This is a genomic window from Paenibacillus sp. 37, from assembly GCF_008386395.1.
Classification (GTDB): domain Bacteria; phylum Bacillota; class Bacilli; order Paenibacillales; family Paenibacillaceae; genus Paenibacillus; species Paenibacillus amylolyticus_B.
Map to the genome: position 1 here is coordinate 3,117,026 of NZ_CP043761.1, position 17,828 is coordinate 3,134,853.

A 17,828-nucleotide genomic window follows, 5' to 3' on the forward strand; every position below is an offset into this window, starting at 1 on the left:
AGAGTACCTTTCACTGCATTATTCAGTGGATAGGTACTCTCTTTGGTTATGTGGGAATCCGAAGATCGTCCATCAAGAACCGCTTAATGTCAATGTTCTTCCTGCATGTCGGAGCGTATGATCACAATATATACGAGGCCGAGGAGTGAGCGAATTGAATCACGTGACAGCAAAATCAAATGTTCGCATATGGGAAGAAACCAGAGATATTCCAACCTATGGTACAGGTAAACCGGACAAAAATCCGATGTTTCTTGAAAAGCGAATCTATCAGGGAAGTTCGGGTAAGGTGTACCCACATCCCGTGATCGACAGCATTGAAGATGAAGCAAAAATGAAGTCGTATCGATTAATTATTCTCGAAAATGAATATGTACGTATCGAGATGATGCCCGAACTGGGTGGACGGATCTATCGCGCGCTGGATCGGACCAACAACTACGATTTTGTATATTATAACCGGGTAATTAAACCTGCACTTGTGGGTCTGGCAGGGCCATGGATTTCCGGGGGAATCGAATTCAACTGGCCACAGCATCATCGGCCCAACACGTTTGGTCCAGTCGATTATACATTTGGCAGTAATGAAGATGGAAGCGCTACTGTGTGGGTTGGTGAGATTGATCGCATGTATGGTACCAAAATGACCGCTGGCTTCACATTACATCCCGGCAAAGCCTATCTGGAAATCCATGCCGAGGTATACAATCGCACCAGCGCACCTCAAACTTTTCTATGGTGGGCGAATCCGGCTGTAGCTGTCAACGATCATACGCAATCCGTCTTTCCACCTGATGTAACGGCTGTGCTGGACCACGGAAAACGGGACGTATCCCGCTTTCCAATCGCAACCGGCACCTATTACAAGATGGACTATTCCGAAGGTGTGGATATCTCGCGCTACAAAAACATACCGGTTCCAACATCCTATATGGCGTATAAGTCGGATTATAATTTTGTAGGGGGTTATGACCATGGGATCCAGGCAGGCCTGCTGCATGTAGCCAATCATCATATTTCTCCGGGCAAGAAGCAATGGACCTGGGGGAATGGGGAATTCGGGCAAGCCTGGGATCGTCAGTTAACGGACGAGGATGGACCTTATATTGAATTAATGACCGGCATCTATACCGATAATCAGCCTGATTTTACGTGGTTACAGCCGTATGAAGCGAAATCATTCTCGCAGTATTTTATGCCGTATAAAGGAATTGGCATGGTCAAAAATGCAACGATTGATGCCGCAGTTAATCTGGAAATGGACGAAACGACCGGAATGGTAACCGTGATGGTATATGCGACGTCGGTTTTTGAACAAGCGACCGTTGAAGTGATAGGACCAATCGCGGTATATCTCCATGAGAAATGTAACATCTCACCTACGGAACTATATAAGTCTTCATTCCCGTGGAGCGGACAAGATGAATGGCATCAATTGAAGTTAAGTGTTCGAACTGCGGAAGGTAAAGTACTTGTGACCTATCAGCCTGAAAGGTCTGAGATACAGGAAGTGCCCGATCCGGCGAAACCACTTCCGCTACCATCCGAGATTCTTACGAATGAACAACTATATCTGGCTGGTCTTCATTTGGAGCAATATCGGCATGCCACGTATGAACCAGAACCTTATTATCTGGAAGGTTTGAAGCGTGATGCAACGGATATCCGTCTAAACATTGCGTATGGCACATTGCTGTTGCGCAGAGGTCTGTTACAAGATGCAGAGAAGCATTTCAGACATGCTGTACAATCGTTGACGTGGAAAAATACGAATCCATATGATAGTGAAGCATTTTACCAACTCGGTCTGAGTTTGAAACTACAGGGGAAACAGGAAGAAGCCTACGCAGCACTGTATAAAGCCGTATGGTCTGCACAGTATCAGGATACAGGTTATTACATGCTTGCTCAGATCGATACGGCGTTACATCGGGACATCGAAGCGTTGGATCACATCGAACGTTCGCTGATTCGCAACACCAGAAATTATAAGGCTCGGCATCTGAAGGTGGCTCTGTTACGCAGAATGGGTCAAGATAAACAGGCGATCCAATATGCGCGTGAGACATTGGAACTGGACCCGGTTGAATTTGGAGCCGCACATGAATTAGTCCTGATCTACAGCGGAGTAACTGCACCTTCAGAGAGAGAACAAGTGGAGCAAGCACGTGAGCATTTCCATCGTCTGATGCGAGGAGACGTTTATAATTATCTGAATGTAGCCGCGGATTATGCGGATAGTGGGTTGTGTGAAGAAGCACTTACGGTACTCTCCTATGTTGAATCCGAAAATTCACGGCCGTATCCTATGGTTGGTTATGCTCAGGCCTACTTGTATCGTCAGCTGGGGGATGTTGAGCAGGCCCGGGAATGTCTAAGACAAGGGAAAGCTGCTCCAACGGATTATTGTTTTCCTAATACGTTATTTGAATTCATGGTGCTTCAGGATGCATTGGCAGTGGATTCGAATGATGCGCGTGCTCACTATTACCTGGGAAATTGGTTATATGATCATAAACGATACGAGGAAGCAATCACCCATTGGGAAACTTCACGCGAGGTGGATGCTGCATATTCGACTGTACATCGGAATCTGGGACTGGCTTATTATAACAAGTCGAATCGGCCCGATCTTGCACTGGCATCATTAGAGGAAGCTTTCCGGTTGGATTCTCAAGATGCACGGATCTTCTACGAGTTGGATCAGCTGCGCAAGAAGATGGGGTATTCCTGCGAGCATCGAATCAAACAGCTGGAAGATCACATGGAGCTGGTTCATCATCGTGACGATCTGTACATTGAGTGGGTAACTTTATTGAATATGCAAGGTAGCCATCAAGAAGCATGGAATGCCCTTCAGACCCGGCGGTTTCATCCATGGGAGGGTGGAGAAGGCAAGGTAACAGGACAATATGTTACGGCACTGACGGAACTGGCGAAGCGAAATCTGGAGAAACAACAACCTGAACTGGCATTGGAGCTGTTGAAGAAGGCTTTGGTTTACCCGGAGAACTTAGGTGAAGGTAAATTGGAGGGAGCCGGAGACAACCCCGTTTACTTTTATCTTGGCTGTGCCTACCAGCAACTGAAGAATAATCAGGCGGCAGAGGAGAATTTCCACAGAGCATCCATCGGTTTGAATGAACCGGCAAGCGCGATGTTTTATAATGATCAACCGCCGGAATCCATCTATTATCAGGGTCTGGCCTGGCAGAAGCTTGGCAATGTGAAGGAAGCCAACCGACGCTTTAACAAACTCATTGACTATGCGGAAAGACATATGCACGATCACATCCGAATGGATTATTTTGCGGTATCTCTGCCCGATTTCCTGGTGTTTGACGATGATCTTAACCAGCGTAATGAAGAACATTGCCGATACATGCGAGCATTAGGTCTTCTTGGCCTTGGTCGGACAAATGAAGCCGAACTTGAGTTGGAGCGGGTTCTGGAGAAGAACCCCAATCATCAAGGGGCAGTCATCCATAGATAATTGCTAATCGACTCAACCCTATCCCATATATACCGAAGGAGTTATATAATCCATGAACGATAGTATAGCAGGAAGCCAGATTCGTTTTATACTGGATGCAAAAGATAAAGAGATTCGTGCGGGTCGCATGACGGGTAGTGGCGGCAAGAATCCACGAGGGGAGTCTTATGACTTTACCAACTATTATATGCTTCGTAATGATAAACCTCATATTCCCGTGGTAGGTGAATTTCATTTCTCCAGATTCGCTTACTTACAGTGGGAAGAAGAATTACTGAAGATGAAGGCAGGCGGGGTGAACATCGTCGCTTCGTATGTGTTCTGGAATTTTCACGAGGAGCAGGAAGGCGAGTTTAATTGGTCAGGAAATCTGAATTTGCGGCACTTCGTGGATCTGTGTGGCAAACATGAGCTGCCACTGATCGTGCGGATTGGTCCATTCTGTCATGGGGAAGTTCGTAATGGAGGGATGCCTGATTGGTTATTCAGTTATCCATTTGAAGTGAGATCGAATGATGAAGGGTATCTATATTATGCCAAGCGATTATATCGTGAGATTGCCCGTCAACTCAACGGTTGTTTTTATCAGGAGGGTGGCCCCGTAATAGCCGTACAGTTGGAAAATGAGTATATGCACGCTGGGGCACCTATGGATGCCTGGGGGTACACACGTGAAAAATACATTTCCTCTGGCCGGGACGGTCGTGAACATCTGAAGGTGCTTCGCGGTATTGCCGAAGAAGTCGGTATGCACCCCATGTTCTATACTGCTACGGCCTGGGGTAATGCTGCGGTGCCTGAAGAAGGAACGCTGCCTATGCTTGCGGGGTATGCGTACACACCATGGATTCCCAATCAGCCTCCAAGCCGAGAGTATTTATTCCAGGATCTGCATATGAATCCTGTTGAAGAAGTGGATTATGACAGTCTGGAGTATCCTGCGGCGTATTGCGAACTAGCAGGTGGCATGCAGGTCAGTTATCATGCTCGGCCGGTTGTAGATGCGGACAGTGTTGAGGCGATGACCATTGTGAAGCTGGCAAATGGCAGTAATCTGGTTGGATATTATATGTATCACGGTGGAACCAATCCGGTAGGGCAAAAAACGTATATGAATGAACAGGCATTGCCTAAAATGACGTATGATTACCAAGCCCCGCTCGGGGAGTTTGGACGTATTGGTGAATCGTATAACCGCATTCGAACCTTGTCCATGTTTCTGGAAGCATACGGTGAGCTGCTTGCGCCAATGGGCAGTGTTATACCGGAAGAGCAACATTCGATAACACCGGAGAACATGATGGATCTGCGCTGGTCTGTTCGTCAACAAGAAGGCTCAGGATTCCTGTTCATGAATAATTATCAGGATCATGTGGCGTTGCCTGATCGAGATATACAATTGGAGCTGCATACCGGCAAAGGGACTGCTTTTTATCCAAGAGAAGGCACGATGCAGCTGAAATCCGGCATGGCAGCCATTCTGCCTTTCCATATGAATCTGAATGGAATGAAGATCATTAGTGCTACCGTTCAGCCACTGACCCGATTTATGGTAAATCAGGAGCTCACGGCTGTGTTTTATGCCCATGAAGGCATGAAGCCTGAGTATGTTATTGATGCAACATCTGTTATAAATGTGGATATGCCCGAAGGTGCCGTTTCCGAGCAGGGTAATGAAGTTATTATTCACCCGATGGCTGGCATGGACCATCATCTGCGTATCACAACATCGGACGGTACGGTCATACGTATCATTACATTGACCCGTGAAGAGGCATTGCATGCCTACCGTTTCCGTATGGGCGGAGAAGAGAGACTTGTGATTAGCAGCAGTCATCTGTATGTGCAGAATGAGATGCTCATATGCAACTCCCTGGAGCAAACAGAGTTTGAGGTATCCTTCTATCCGGCTCCAGAGCATGTTTCACCTTCTAAATATGCTGTGTCATCCCAGTCAAAGCGGGGAATATTCGGTACGTACACATTCCAGATTTCCCCTTACGAGCCGGCTGTAGAGGTTGATTATCCGAAAGAGTATGCAGCAACATTGAGATTGGATACAGCGTGGCCGGAACAAGTAGATGACGTATGGGTTGAGATTGATTATGAAGGAGACGTTGCAGCAGCGCATATTCATCATCAGATGTTAACAGATCATATTCACTATGGGCATAGCTGGATGCTTGGTTTGAAGCAATCCCGTCATTTGTTGGCCGATCACGAGCTTCGTCTTTCCATAACTCCAATTCGAAGAGGAACGATCAAAAGTTATGTGAATCAGGCTTATGTGGAGCGGTTTGAGGGCGTGGAGATTGGGAAGTTTAACGAGATTCGGGTAAGACCACATTACCGGGTTGGGTTGGTATTGGCGGGAGTTAGGGAAGACACTTAGTCTAAATGAGGGATTTAACAACAGATAAACAAGACTTAAGCAAGAGTTAACTGACGTTTATAATGCAGAGGGTTCTTTCTCCGAACGATTGTGAGGGGAGAGAACCTTTTTATTGCTTTGTTATGTAAAACAAATGATTACTATTCATGGTAAAAAGATCTTGACTGGTAAGCGTTTTCAATTTATTATAACTCCATAACCTTAACGATAAAGTTTATTAAACTAAAAAACGTAATTATAATAAAGTTATTATTTGTTTATTTACTAACAAAAAACCTCTATTACCAACGATTTTAGTTAACTTATTGCCTAGAGCAGGGTTAATTGAAATAAAAAAACAAATACAGGAGGTTCCAAACGAATGGTTAATCTGAAAAAGTGTACCATATTCACGGTTATTGCTGCTCTCATGTTCATGGTATTAGGGAGTGCAGCACCCAAAGCATCTGCTGCCACAGGATTTTATGTAAGCGATAACAAGTTGTATGATTCCACAGGCAAGGCCTTTGTCATCAGAGGTGTTAATCACGGACATTCCTGGTTCAAAAATGATCTGAATACCGCTATTCCTGCAATCGCCAAAACAGGTGCCAATACGGTACGCATTGTTCTTTCGAATGGTAGCCTGTACACCAAAGATGATCTGAACGCTGTTAAAAATATTATTAATGTGGTTAACCAAAATAAAATGATTGCTGTACTTGAAGTGCATGACGCCACAGGGAAAGATGATTATAATTCGTTGGATGCGGCAGTGAACTACTGGATTAGTATTAAGGAAGCTTTGATAGGCAAAGAAGATCGGGTAATCGTCAACATCGCCAATGAATGGTATGGAACGTGGAATGGAAGTGCGTGGGCTGATGGTTACAAAAAAGCCATTCCGAAACTCCGTAATGCCGGAATCAAAAATACGCTAATTGTGGATGCAGCTGGATGGGGACAGTTCCCTCAATCCATCGTGGATTATGGACAAAGTGTATTTGCAGCCGATTCTCAAAAGAATACCGTCTTCTCCATTCATATGTATGAGTATGCTGGCAAAGATGCTGCAACGGTCAAAGCCAATATGGAGAATGTGCTGAACAAAGGATTGGCTCTGATCATTGGTGAATTCGGGGGATATCACACAAACGGTGATGTGGACGAGTATGCCATCATGAGATATGGTCAGGAAAAAGGGGTAGGCTGGCTTGCTTGGTCTTGGTACGGAAACAGCTCTGGTCTGAACTATCTGGACATGGCCACAGGTCCGAACGGAAGCTTAACGAGTTTTGGCAACACCGTAGTTAATGATACCTATGGTATTAAAAACACTTCCCAAAAAGCGGGGATTTTCTAATCCACCGATGAAACAGGAACACTCTGACGGTTACGTCAGGGTGTTTTTTTAATAAAATAGCTCAATCGTTGATAGTTTTTGAATATTTCCGTTTTGTTTTAAAATATTTTGTTTTCAAAATAAAACAAAGATGTTAAACTCGGATTAGGAATAAAACAAACATTATCGGAGGGAAACAAATGGTACAGAGTTTATGGAATGCATCGCAGGCATCTGAGAAAACAACAGGACTTGAGCAGTTGGTTTACCGATCCAATCTGATTGGATCTGATCGCAGTGTATGTAACATCTACGGTGGTAATACGTCTACCAAAACGACAGTGAAGGATTTTCGTGGTCGTGATGTAGAAGTAATGTATGTGAAGGGAAGCGGCTCTGATCTGGGTTCCATGGAAGCGAAACATTTTACCGGACTTGGGCTTGAAGACATTCGACCATTAATTGAACGTGAATCCATGTCGGATGAAGAGATGGTTGAATATCTGGGACATTGCATGATTGATGCCAAGCACCCGCGTGCCTCCATCGAGACTCTGCTGCATGCGTTCCTTCCATATAAACATGTGGATCATACGCACCCGGATGCGATTATCAGCCTGTGTTGTGCGCATAAAGGCAAGGAATTGGCGAAAGAGATCTACGGTGATCGATTTGTATGGGTGCCTTACGTACGTCCAGGGTTTACGTTATCTAAAATGATTGCTGAAAGCGTATTCTCGAATCCCAATGTCGAACTCGTACTGATGGAAAAACACGGACTTGTCACTTGGGGTGAAACATCCGAGGAATGTTACGCTCAAACGATCAAGATTATCAATGAAGCAGAAGCTTTCATCGAAGCACGGGTGAACGAAGAAAGTTTGTTTGGTGGTGTGAAGCACCCGGCGCTTGCCGCTGATGTTCGTCGTCAGATCGTATCACGTGTGATGCCAACGATTCGTGGAGCGGTATCGGATAGTAAAAAAATGATTTTATCCTTTGATGATCAAGAGGACGTACTTGCTTTTGTGGGAGGAGCAGATTCCCCGGAATTGTCTCAGGTGGGTGCAGCTTGCCCGGATCATCTGGTACATACCAAAGTGGTACCTCTGTTCATCGATTGGACGCCGGATGCGGAAGATATTGAAGGTTTAAAAGCCAAGCTGGTAGAAGGTGTAGCTGCCTACAAAGAGCAATATCAGCAGTATTTTGAGAGCAACAAAAACGAAGGTGATGTCATGTTCGAAGCGGCACCACGCGTTATTCTCATTCCTGGTGTGGGCATGATTAACACAGGCAAGAGCTGGGCGCTTTCCCAAGTAAGCGGAGCGTTGTATCACAGAGCGATTGCTGTTATGCGTGGAGCTACTAGCTTGGGTCAATTTGTATCACTCAGCGCAAACGAGTCTTACAATGTGGAGTACTGGCCGCTGGAATTGTATAAATTGTCTCTGGCTCCGGCCGAAACCGAATTCTCCCGCAAAGTGGCGTTTATCACAGGTGGCGCAGGTGGTATCGGAAGTGAAACAGCGCGGAGATTGGTATCTGAAGGCGCACATGTGGTGCTTGCTGATCTCAACCTGGAGGGCGCACAGAAGGTAGCACAGGAAATCAATGATCAGTACGGTGCGAATCGTGCTTATGCGCTAAAAATGGACGTAACCGATGAGGAAGCCGTTCAATCTGCGTATGCAGATGTTGCGGTGCAATATGGCGGAGTGGATATCATCGTGAACAATGCGGGACTAGCGACATCCAGCCCATTTGACGAAACGTCCCTGAAGGAATGGAACCTGAACATGAATGTACTGGGTACAGGGTATTTCCTTGTGGCTCGTGAAGCGTTCAAGCTGATGAAACAGCAGGGTATTGGGGGAAGCATGGTATTTATCGGTTCCAAGAACTCGGTGTATGCAGGTAAAAGTGCTTCTGCTTACAGCTCAGCGAAAGCGCTGGAAGCACATCTGGCACGTTGTATTGCAGCAGAAGGTGGAGAGTATGGCATTCGTGTCAACACGATTCTTCCAGATGCCATTCTACAGGGTTCAGCAATCTGGAACGGTTCCTGGAGAAATGAACGAGCAGCTGCATATGGAATTGAACCGGATCAATTGGAAGAGTATTATCGCAAACGGACGACATTGCTCGTGAATATCTATCCAAGAGATATTGCGGAAGGAATCGCATTCTTTGCTTCTTCGAAATCCGAAAAAACAACCGGTTGCATGATGACCATTGATGGCGGTGTACCGGCAGCATTTACACGTTAAAATAGGAGGGTTCTTGCGGATGGATAACCAAGTTAAGCAAGCGTATGAAGCAGCCAAGGCATTGTATGCCCAACACGGAATAGATACGGACGAGGTGCTGAATAAACTCAGGGAGATCAAAGTATCCGTACACTGCTGGCAAGGCGACGATGTCAAAGGATTTCTGAATAAAGATGGGGAGTTAACAGGGGGTATTTCCGTTACAGGTCAATATCCGGGGGCTGCGACCACACCAGCAGAACTTCGTAACGATCTGGAGCAAGCTTTTGCTCTGATTCCCGGCAAACATAAGGTCAATCTGCACGCGATTTACACGGATACAGACGAGCAGGTTGAACTGGATCAGATTGAGCCAAAGCATTATGAGAAGTGGGTGAAATGGGCCAAAGAACAAGGACTCGGTCTGGACTTCAACCCAACATGTTTTTCCCATGAAAAATCAAGTGACGGGTTCACGCTCAGTCATCCAGACCCTGAAATTCGCAAGTTCTGGATTGATCACTGCAAGGCATCCCGCCGGATTGGTGCTTACTTCGGGGAACAGCTTGGTCAGACTTGTGTAACCAATGTATGGGTACCGGATGGATTCAAGGATAATCCCGTTGATCGGTTGACACCACGCAAACGTCTCAAAGAATCGCTGGACGAAGTATTCGCTGAATCACTTAACCCGGAGCACAACCTGGACGCGGTAGAGAGTAAGCTGTTTGGTCTGGGTTCGGAAGCATATGTGGTGGGTTCTCATGAATTTTATATGGGTTACGGTTTGCAAAATGATACGTTGATCTGTCTTGATGCGGGTCATTTCCATCCAACAGAGGTTATTTCCAATAAACTGTCGTCCTTGTCATTGTTTACAAGTGGCATCCTGCTTCACGTAAGTCGCCCGATGCGTTGGGATAGTGACCATGTGGTAATTATGGACGATGAGTTGCTGGAAATTGCCCGTGAACTGGTTCGACATGATCTGCTTGCGACCACACATATTGGACTGGATTTCTTTGATGCAAGCATTAATCGTGTAGCTGCATGGGTTGTGGGTACTCGCAACACAATCAAAGCCCTTCTCCGAGCGATGCTCGAACCGGTGAATGCCTTGAAACAAGCCGAGTTGGAAGGGGATTACACGTTGCGCCTTGCCTTAACGGAAGAGTTCAAATCCTATCCATTTGGCGCGATCTGGGACTACTATTGTGCTCAGCAAGGCGTTCCAGTCCGTGAAAAGTGGATCACCGATATCAAAACCTATGAACAAGACGTATTGCTACAGCGTGATAAATCGTTGGTGTAACCGTATTATTTTTCGTATAAACCACTATGGAATGAAAATTCCGTGGTGGTTTTTTTGGCATAATCACACTTAATGCATAAGTGAGGCGATTGCTTCCATACTAGGAATATAGATCCGTATCGCATAAGGTTGCCACGCAGAGGAGGAATAATAGCGTTGATTCTAGCCCACAACAAACTGTATATCGCTGCACTTGGCGGCGTGAATGAAATAGGGAAAAATATGTATTTCATCCAGTACAATCAGGACATCATCGTGATTGACTGTGGTTCGAAGTTTCCCGATGAGACATTGCCTGGTATTGATCTGATCATTCCGGATGTAACGTATCTGCTGGAGAATTTGGATAAAGTAAGAGGTCTTGTGGTTACCCATGGACATGAAGATCACATTGGTGGCATTCCCTATTTGTTAAAACAAATGAACATCCCGGTGTATGCATCCAGGCTCACTCGCGGACTGATCGAGCTTAAACTGAAAGAGCATGGCCTGCTGCGCAAGGCGGACCTGCATACAATCGATGCTCATTCCAGCATTACGCTGGGAGGGATAGAGGTTTCCTTTTTTGCAACCAGTCATAGTATACCTGATTGTCTTGGTATCTTCTTTAAGACCCCGGCGGGCAATGTCGTGCATACTGGAGATTTCAAATTTGATATGTCTCCTGTACATGGACCTTTCCCAGATCTGCACCGCATGGCCGAGATTGGCAAACAGGGTGTCCATATTTTGCTATCCGAGAGCACGAATGCAGAAAGACCGGGATTTACACCTTCCGAGCGTGTTGTGGGAGATCACATTCTGGATGCCTTTATCCGTGCAAAACAAAAAGTATTTATCTCTACTTTTGCGTCAAATGTCAGCAGGGTACAGCAGATTGTGAATGCAGCATTCGAGACGGGTCGCAAACTGGCACTGTTGGGAAGAAGTATGGTGAATGTAGTATCGGTGGCCAGTGAATTGGGGTATTTGCAAGTTCCTGATGGATTATTGATTGAAGCTATCGATTCGGATCAGTTTCCGCCCGAACAGGTTGTTGTCTTATGTACTGGTAGCCAGGGAGAAGCGATGGCAGCATTATCGCGTTTGGCATCCGGTAAACATCCTCACGTAAGAATTAACGCCGGGGACACGGTCATTATTGCTGCCGGAGCCATCCCGGGCAATGAACGGAATCTTGCACATGTCATTGACAACCTGTATGTTCTCGGAGCACGTGTGATATATGGTTCAAGTGGTGCAGCAGGAATGCATGTATCGGGACACGGTAGTCAGGAAGAACTCAAATTGATGTTAACTCTGATGAAACCGGATTATCTGATTCCGATCCACGGTGAGTTTCGCATGTTGTATCAACACAGACTGCTTGCTGAATCCGTAGGTATAGAGCGTGATCATGTGTTTATCGTGAATAATGGGGATATGGTCCAATACAAAGACGGCATTGCTTCGCTAGGTCCAAAAATTGCATCAGGAAATAGTCTCGTAGACGGTCTGATCATGGGTGATGTCGGCAATATTGTACTTCGCGACCGCAGGCAACTGTCCTCCGATGGCATGCTGGTGATTGTGACTACACTGAGCAAAACGGAAAAACAGATGGTCACGTCACCCGAAATTATCTCCAGAGGGTTTGTATTTGTTAAGGATTCGGAAGAATTCATGCATGAGATTCATGAGCTTGTTCTAAACCGGATGGATGAGTTGACCGGGGCTGGGGTCAATCAGTGGAATGTGATCAAAAGAAAGCTGAAAGACGAGATCGGTCACTATATTTACGCTCAAACCAAGAGAAGACCTATGATCTTGCCAATTATTATTGAGGTCTGAGTCAGCAGGGATAGGGATTATCCTTGCCCTAATGGTCTGTGCAAACGGGATATGGAAGCTTAGCAGCCTGATGAATGTGGGATCATACTTCGGTATGAACGTCACATTGTCATCGGGCTTTTGCTATTACATCGAGAATGTACGATAGATATACCATAAACGGAGGTGAATCTAATTCGCCATGGCTTTGCGATTCGAAGTATAATAAAAGGTAAACTAGTTAAAGAAACAAGAGGAGTCTTTATGAATAAAACGATTTCTGATATCGCTCAGATGGCAGGTGTGGCGAAAAGCACGGTCTCTCGCTACCTGAATGGCGGATCGGTTAGTGAAGATACCCGCCAGAAGATTGAGCGTATTATCAAACAATACAATTATGTTCCCAACACATTTGCACAGAGTTTAAAGGCCAAGAAAACCAGTATTATCGGCACGGTTGTGCCACGACTCGATTCTTTTGCGACATCCCAGACATTGATCGGGATTGATGAAGAACTGCGAAGTAATCAGTATCAGATGCTGATCGCGAATACGAGTCAGGACATGCAGCGCGAGATTGATGCCATTTATGATTTTGCACGACAGAAGGTATCGGGTATTATTCTGCTGGCTGCTGAAGTGACTGAAGCACATCTGAAGGCCGTTGAGGATATACGGATTCCGGTGTTATTGGTGGGGCAACAGCATGAGCAACTGCACAGTCTGGTTCACAATGATGATCAGGCAGGTTATGAGATGGGCAGATATGTCGTCGAACAAGGTCACCGCAAGATCGTGTATATGGGAGTTAGCGAGAAGGATCGGGCTGTAGGGATCTATCGTAAACAAGGGTTCCAGCGAGCAATCGCTGAGTGTGGTGGATGTGAAGTGAAGTATTATGAGACAAGCTTTAAGATGTCGGAAGCCATCGTTACCGCTGAAGCCATTCTGAAAGAAATCACACCAACGATCATTGTAGGGGCCACGGATAATATCGCACTGGGTGTAATGAAGATTGCGTTCTCCAATAAAATTCGCATACCGCAAGATTTGTCCGTTACCGGATTTGGCGGATATGATATTACGGAGATGATTCACCCCACGCTGACGACTGTGAAATATCATTATTTGCAGGCGGGCAAAGTAGCGGCGAATCACATTATTCGTCTGGTGAAAGGCGAGTCGGTGGAGGAACGAACAACACTGGACGTAGAACTAATTCCTCGAGAAAGCGTTGACAAATTATAAAAACATCATTTATGATAATTCCATCGAACCGGTTCCATAGTGGATATCCAATACGGATATGCGAATACGGGCAGGCATTAATGCCAGGTGGAATTATTTTTTTGTACCCACTGGAACCGGTTCCTATAATTTGATTTTCGTATAAGTTAAATAAGAAATAAACATGACGGAGAGGGCAGAAAAAATCTGAAGAAACGGAGTGTTCGCCTTTATCACCGGATTTCACCCTTTAGATAAGGGATCAGGAAATCTGGGGATAACAGCGATCGGAGGATTGTTCTGCTATCGTAGTCCCAGTGTGAAATTTCTTGGTCTAACTTATATAAGCAAGAATGGAGAACAGCTATGAAAATGACTAGAGAGCAGCGCTACAGACGAATTGAGCAAGCTGAGCCTGGTGAGATTGCGAAGCTTGAAGCACAGATATCCGAGTGTCCATGGAGACAGAGTTACCATATTCAGCCTGTAACAGGTCTGCTTAATGATCCTAACGGCTTTGTATATTATAAAGGCTATTATCATCTGTTCTATCAGTGGTTTCCACTTGGAACAGAACACGGCATGAAATACTGGTATCATACCCGCTCGAAGAATCTGGTGAACTGGGAAAATGTCGGGATTGGAATCGAACCGGATAGCTGGTATGACTCACACGGAGCTTACTCCGGCAGTGCGATTGAAAAAGACGGCAACCTGCACTTGCTGTACACAGGCAATACGAGGGATGAGGCTTGGGTCAGACATCCGTATCAATGCTTGGCAGTCATGGATGAAAGCGGTTCAGTAACCAAACTGAATTATCCCGTAATCTCGTCTGTTCCAGCCGGATACACGGAACACTTCAGAGATCCCAAGGTGTGGCAACAAGGAGACACGTATTATTGTGTAATTGGTGCGCAGAGAACAGACGAGACGGGATGTGCGGTACTGTATCGCTCAATTGATCTAAACAACTGGGAGTTTCTTGGTGAAATTCGCACGCAATTAACCTCCTTTGGTTACATGTGGGAGTGCCCGGATTATATGGAGATGGACGGGAAAGGTGTACTTGTTTTTTCCCCACAAGGCTTAGATGCTGCGGAAGATCATTATCAGAATATTTTTCAGTCCGGTTATCTGATCGGTGAGTCGCTCGATCTCCAGACGAGAGAGTTCAATCATGGTGAATTTCAGGAGTTGGATCGTGGATTTGACTTCTATGCTCCGCAAACCATGCAGGGCCCGGACGGAAGACGTATTCTTGTTGGTTGGATGGGGCTTCCCGATCTGGCGTATCCGACAGATGATAACGGTTGGGCACATTGCCTGACCATTCCTCGGCAGTTGACACTACGAGACGGGAAGTTAATTCAACAACCGGTTGCTGAAATGATCCAATTGCGTCAGCAGGAGGAAGGCACGCATATTCGCGCAACGATTGACCATGAGAGTCGATCTTTCACTGGTTTGAAGGGAATTTCCTTTGAGCTGATCTGTGAGATAAGCCAAGTAGATGCAGAGATGGTGGGCATCGAATTCCGTGCAAGTCGAACTGAGAAAACGATTCTTCTGTATGATCGGATTCAGCAGAAAGTTATTCTGGATCGGACGATGTCTGGTGCCGAGCTGGCAGAGCAGAATGGCGTTGTACGACAGTGCACACTTACTGCGGAAGTGATTAAGTTCCATCTGTTCGTAGATGCATCTTCAGTCGAGGTTTTTGTGAACGATGGGGAAGAGGTCTTTACCAGCCGGATTTTCCCAAGCCGGGACAGCGTGGATATTCGTTTCTTTGCACGCGGAGGCAAAGCTGATTTTGAAGCAACACAATGGCATTATTAAGTATTACGTGAGAGGAATGAGATAACATGTCGGAGAATCAACGCATTGCCCAGGAAGTCATTCATGCCATCGGGGGCAAAGAGAATATCGCATCATTTGCACACTGTGCAACACGCCTTCGCATCATGGTGAAAGATAAAGAAAAGATTGATCAGAAAACGGTCGAGAACATCGAGAAGGTGAAAGGCGCCTTTTTCAACTCGGGTCAATATCAGATTATCTTTGGTACGGGAACAGTGAATCGAATCTTTGAAGAGGTTGAGAAGCTGGGCATCGAAGGATCGTCCAAGGATGATGTGAAGAGTCAGGGGAAAAAGGAAGGAAATGCTTTTCAACGGGCTATCCGCACGTTTGGTGACGTATTTGTACCCATCATTCCCGTACTGGTAGCTACAGGGTTGTTCATGGGCTTGCGCGGATTACTTACCCAGAATGAAATTTTGGCGTTGTTTGGGGCAACACCTGATGATATCTCTTCCAATTTCCTGTTGTTCACTCAGATTCTGACGGATACGGCATTTGCGTTTCTACCTGCACTTGTAGCGTGGTCCGCATTCCGCGTATTTGGTGGAAGTCCGGTACTTGGTATCGTACTCGGGCTAATGCTGGTCAATCCCGCATTACCCAATGCTTACGCGGTGGCAGATGGATCAGCACAGCCGCTGCATATGCTCGGTTTTATACCTGTCGTGGGTTATCAGGGATCGGTTCTGCCTGCGTTCTTTGTAGGTTTGATTGGAGCCAAGTTTGAAAAGGTATTAAGAAGACGTGTACCTGAGGCACTGGACTTGATTCTGACTCCTTTTATTACGTTAACAGTCATGATTACGCTTGGACTATTCGCGATTGGTCCCGTTTTCCATTCCCTGGAAGAGTGGGTACTGCATGGAACAACTGCCGTATTGGATCTTCCGTTTGGCATCGCAGGTATAATCATTGGATTCTTCCATCAGATTATTGTCGTTACCGGTGTACATCACATCTTTAATTTCCTGGAGATTCAACTACTGGAGAAAACGGGATTCAATCCGTTCAACGCCATTATTACCTGCGCCATGGCAGCACAAGGAGCGGCTTGTCTCGCAGTCGGTCTGAAGACCAAAAATATGAAACTCAAAGCACTCGCATTACCTTCTTCCTTGTCCGCATTTCTAGGCATTACTGAGCCAGCCATCTTCGGAGTTAACTTGCGTTACATGAAACCATTTATTATGGGACTGGTTGGTGGTGGTGTAGGTGGTTTCATCGCTTCCCTGTTCCATCTGCAAGGTACAGGCATGGCAGTAACGGTTATTCCCGGTACACTGCTCTATCTGAACAGCCAACTGCCGTTGTATATCTTGTCCAACGTGGTTGCCATGGCCATTGCTTTTGCACTTACCTGGTTCTTCGGATATAAGGACCAACCGGTTGCAGAAGAAGTGGTGAGCCATGAAAACAGTGGAGTAACATCAACTGAAGTTATAGCAGAGGAATCTAATCCGCGTATTAATTCAGTTACCGATGCCGTTACAAGCAATCGTCCTAAGGTAGATTTTCTCGAAATAGCTTCGCCAATGAACGGTACCGTCGTTGCTCTGGAGCAGGTTCCTGACCCGGCGTTCTCGGAAAAACACATGGGTGAGGGCATTGCCATTGAGCCATCAGAAGGAAAAGTGTACGCACCGTTTGATGGTGTCATCGCACATGTGATGAACAAGAGTAAACATGCGGTGATTCTGGAGCATGAAACAGGTGTGCAGATGTTGGTTCATATCGGAATTAATACGGTTGGACTGAAAGGGAACGGTTTTACCGCGCATGTGAATAGCGGAGATCGTGTAACTGCAGGTCGATTGTTGATTGAATTTGACATGGATGTCATTCAGGCCGCGGGTCTCCCTTTGATTACACCTGTCTTGATCCCAAGTGGAAACGAAGCGATAGAAACTGTAACAGCAACGTCAACTGGCCATGTTCAAGCCAATGGGGAAGCAGTACTGGTAGTGAAATTTACTGAGCCACAATAAGTGATCGTTTGAAATAGAAATGTACTGGAACATGGAGGTAGAAAAATACAAATCGCAAAAGGCAAAGGGAACCTGTGTGTATCATCAGGTTTCCTTTGCCTTTTTGCATTACTTTCAGCCAAGGTATTAAGACATTTTGCTTTGAATCTGTACATGTAAGCGATTAAAAAGAGA

The 17,828-nt window shown here is 45.8% G+C and carries 9 protein-coding genes; all 9 read left to right on the plus strand.

From position 1 onward, the window contains the following. Positions 1–154: 154 nt before the first annotated feature. The 9 genes from F0220_RS13520 to F0220_RS13560 all read left to right on the plus strand — a co-directional run bounded on the left by F0220_RS13520 (position 155) and on the right by F0220_RS13560 (position 17,654). Positions 155–3,493, plus strand: a complete 3,339-nt coding sequence (locus F0220_RS13520; protein ID WP_149846573.1) for a DUF5107 domain-containing protein — start codon at positions 155–157, stop codon at positions 3,491–3,493. A 52-nt stretch (positions 3,494–3,545) separates the two neighbouring features. After that, entirely contained in the window at positions 3,546–5,885 is a 2,340-nt protein-coding gene (locus F0220_RS13525; protein WP_105598537.1) for a beta-galactosidase, read from the plus strand. A gap of 409 nt (positions 5,886–6,294) precedes the next feature. Then, positions 6,295–7,227: a glycoside hydrolase family 5 protein gene (locus F0220_RS13530; RefSeq protein WP_374954400.1), complete on the plus strand. Its 933-nt coding sequence runs from the start codon at positions 6,295–6,297 to the stop codon at positions 7,225–7,227. A 179-nt stretch (positions 7,228–7,406) separates the two neighbouring features. Then, complete coding sequence (locus F0220_RS13535) at positions 7,407–9,476, plus strand: bifunctional aldolase/short-chain dehydrogenase (RefSeq protein WP_149846574.1); 2,070 nt, start codon at positions 7,407–7,409, stop codon at positions 9,474–9,476. Between the two features lie 19 nt (positions 9,477–9,495). Continuing rightward, the gene (rhaA, locus tag F0220_RS13540; protein WP_105598540.1) at positions 9,496–10,767 is read left to right on the plus strand and encodes an L-rhamnose isomerase; all 1,272 of its coding nucleotides are present in this window, start codon (positions 9,496–9,498) and stop codon (positions 10,765–10,767) included. A 159-nt stretch (positions 10,768–10,926) separates the two neighbouring features. After that, a complete protein-coding gene (locus F0220_RS13545; protein ID WP_181155454.1) occupies positions 10,927–12,597 on the plus strand; it encodes a ribonuclease J in 1,671 nt (556 codons plus the stop codon). A gap of 243 nt (positions 12,598–12,840) precedes the next feature. Continuing rightward, a complete protein-coding gene (locus tag F0220_RS13550; RefSeq protein WP_105598542.1) occupies positions 12,841–13,824 on the plus strand; it encodes a LacI family DNA-binding transcriptional regulator in 984 nt (327 codons plus the stop codon). Positions 13,825–14,169: 345 nt separating this feature from the next. Then, positions 14,170–15,645: a glycoside hydrolase family 32 protein gene (locus F0220_RS13555; RefSeq protein ID WP_105598543.1), complete on the plus strand. Its 1,476-nt coding sequence runs from the start codon at positions 14,170–14,172 to the stop codon at positions 15,643–15,645. A gap of 26 nt (positions 15,646–15,671) precedes the next feature. Beyond that, positions 15,672–17,654, plus strand: coding sequence for a sucrose-specific PTS transporter subunit IIBC (locus F0220_RS13560; RefSeq protein ID WP_105598544.1), 1,983 nt, complete (start codon positions 15,672–15,674; stop codon positions 17,652–17,654). Positions 17,655–17,828 lie beyond the last annotated feature (174 nt).

Coding starts and splice junctions, on each gene's coding strand:
- F0220_RS13525 (WP_105598537.1), top strand. CDS start 3,546: ATGAACGATAGTATAGCAGGAAGCCAGATTCGTTTTATACTGGATGCA.
- F0220_RS13530 (WP_374954400.1), top strand. CDS start 6,295: ATGTTCATGGTATTAGGGAGTGCAGCACCCAAAGCATCTGCTGCCACA.
- F0220_RS13535 (WP_149846574.1), top strand. CDS start 7,407: ATGGTACAGAGTTTATGGAATGCATCGCAGGCATCTGAGAAAACAACA.
- rhaA (WP_105598540.1), top strand. CDS start 9,496: ATGGATAACCAAGTTAAGCAAGCGTATGAAGCAGCCAAGGCATTGTAT.
- F0220_RS13550 (WP_105598542.1), top strand. CDS start 12,841: ATGAATAAAACGATTTCTGATATCGCTCAGATGGCAGGTGTGGCGAAA.
- F0220_RS13555 (WP_105598543.1), top strand. CDS start 14,170: ATGAAAATGACTAGAGAGCAGCGCTACAGACGAATTGAGCAAGCTGAG.
- F0220_RS13560 (WP_105598544.1), top strand. CDS start 15,672: ATGTCGGAGAATCAACGCATTGCCCAGGAAGTCATTCATGCCATCGGG.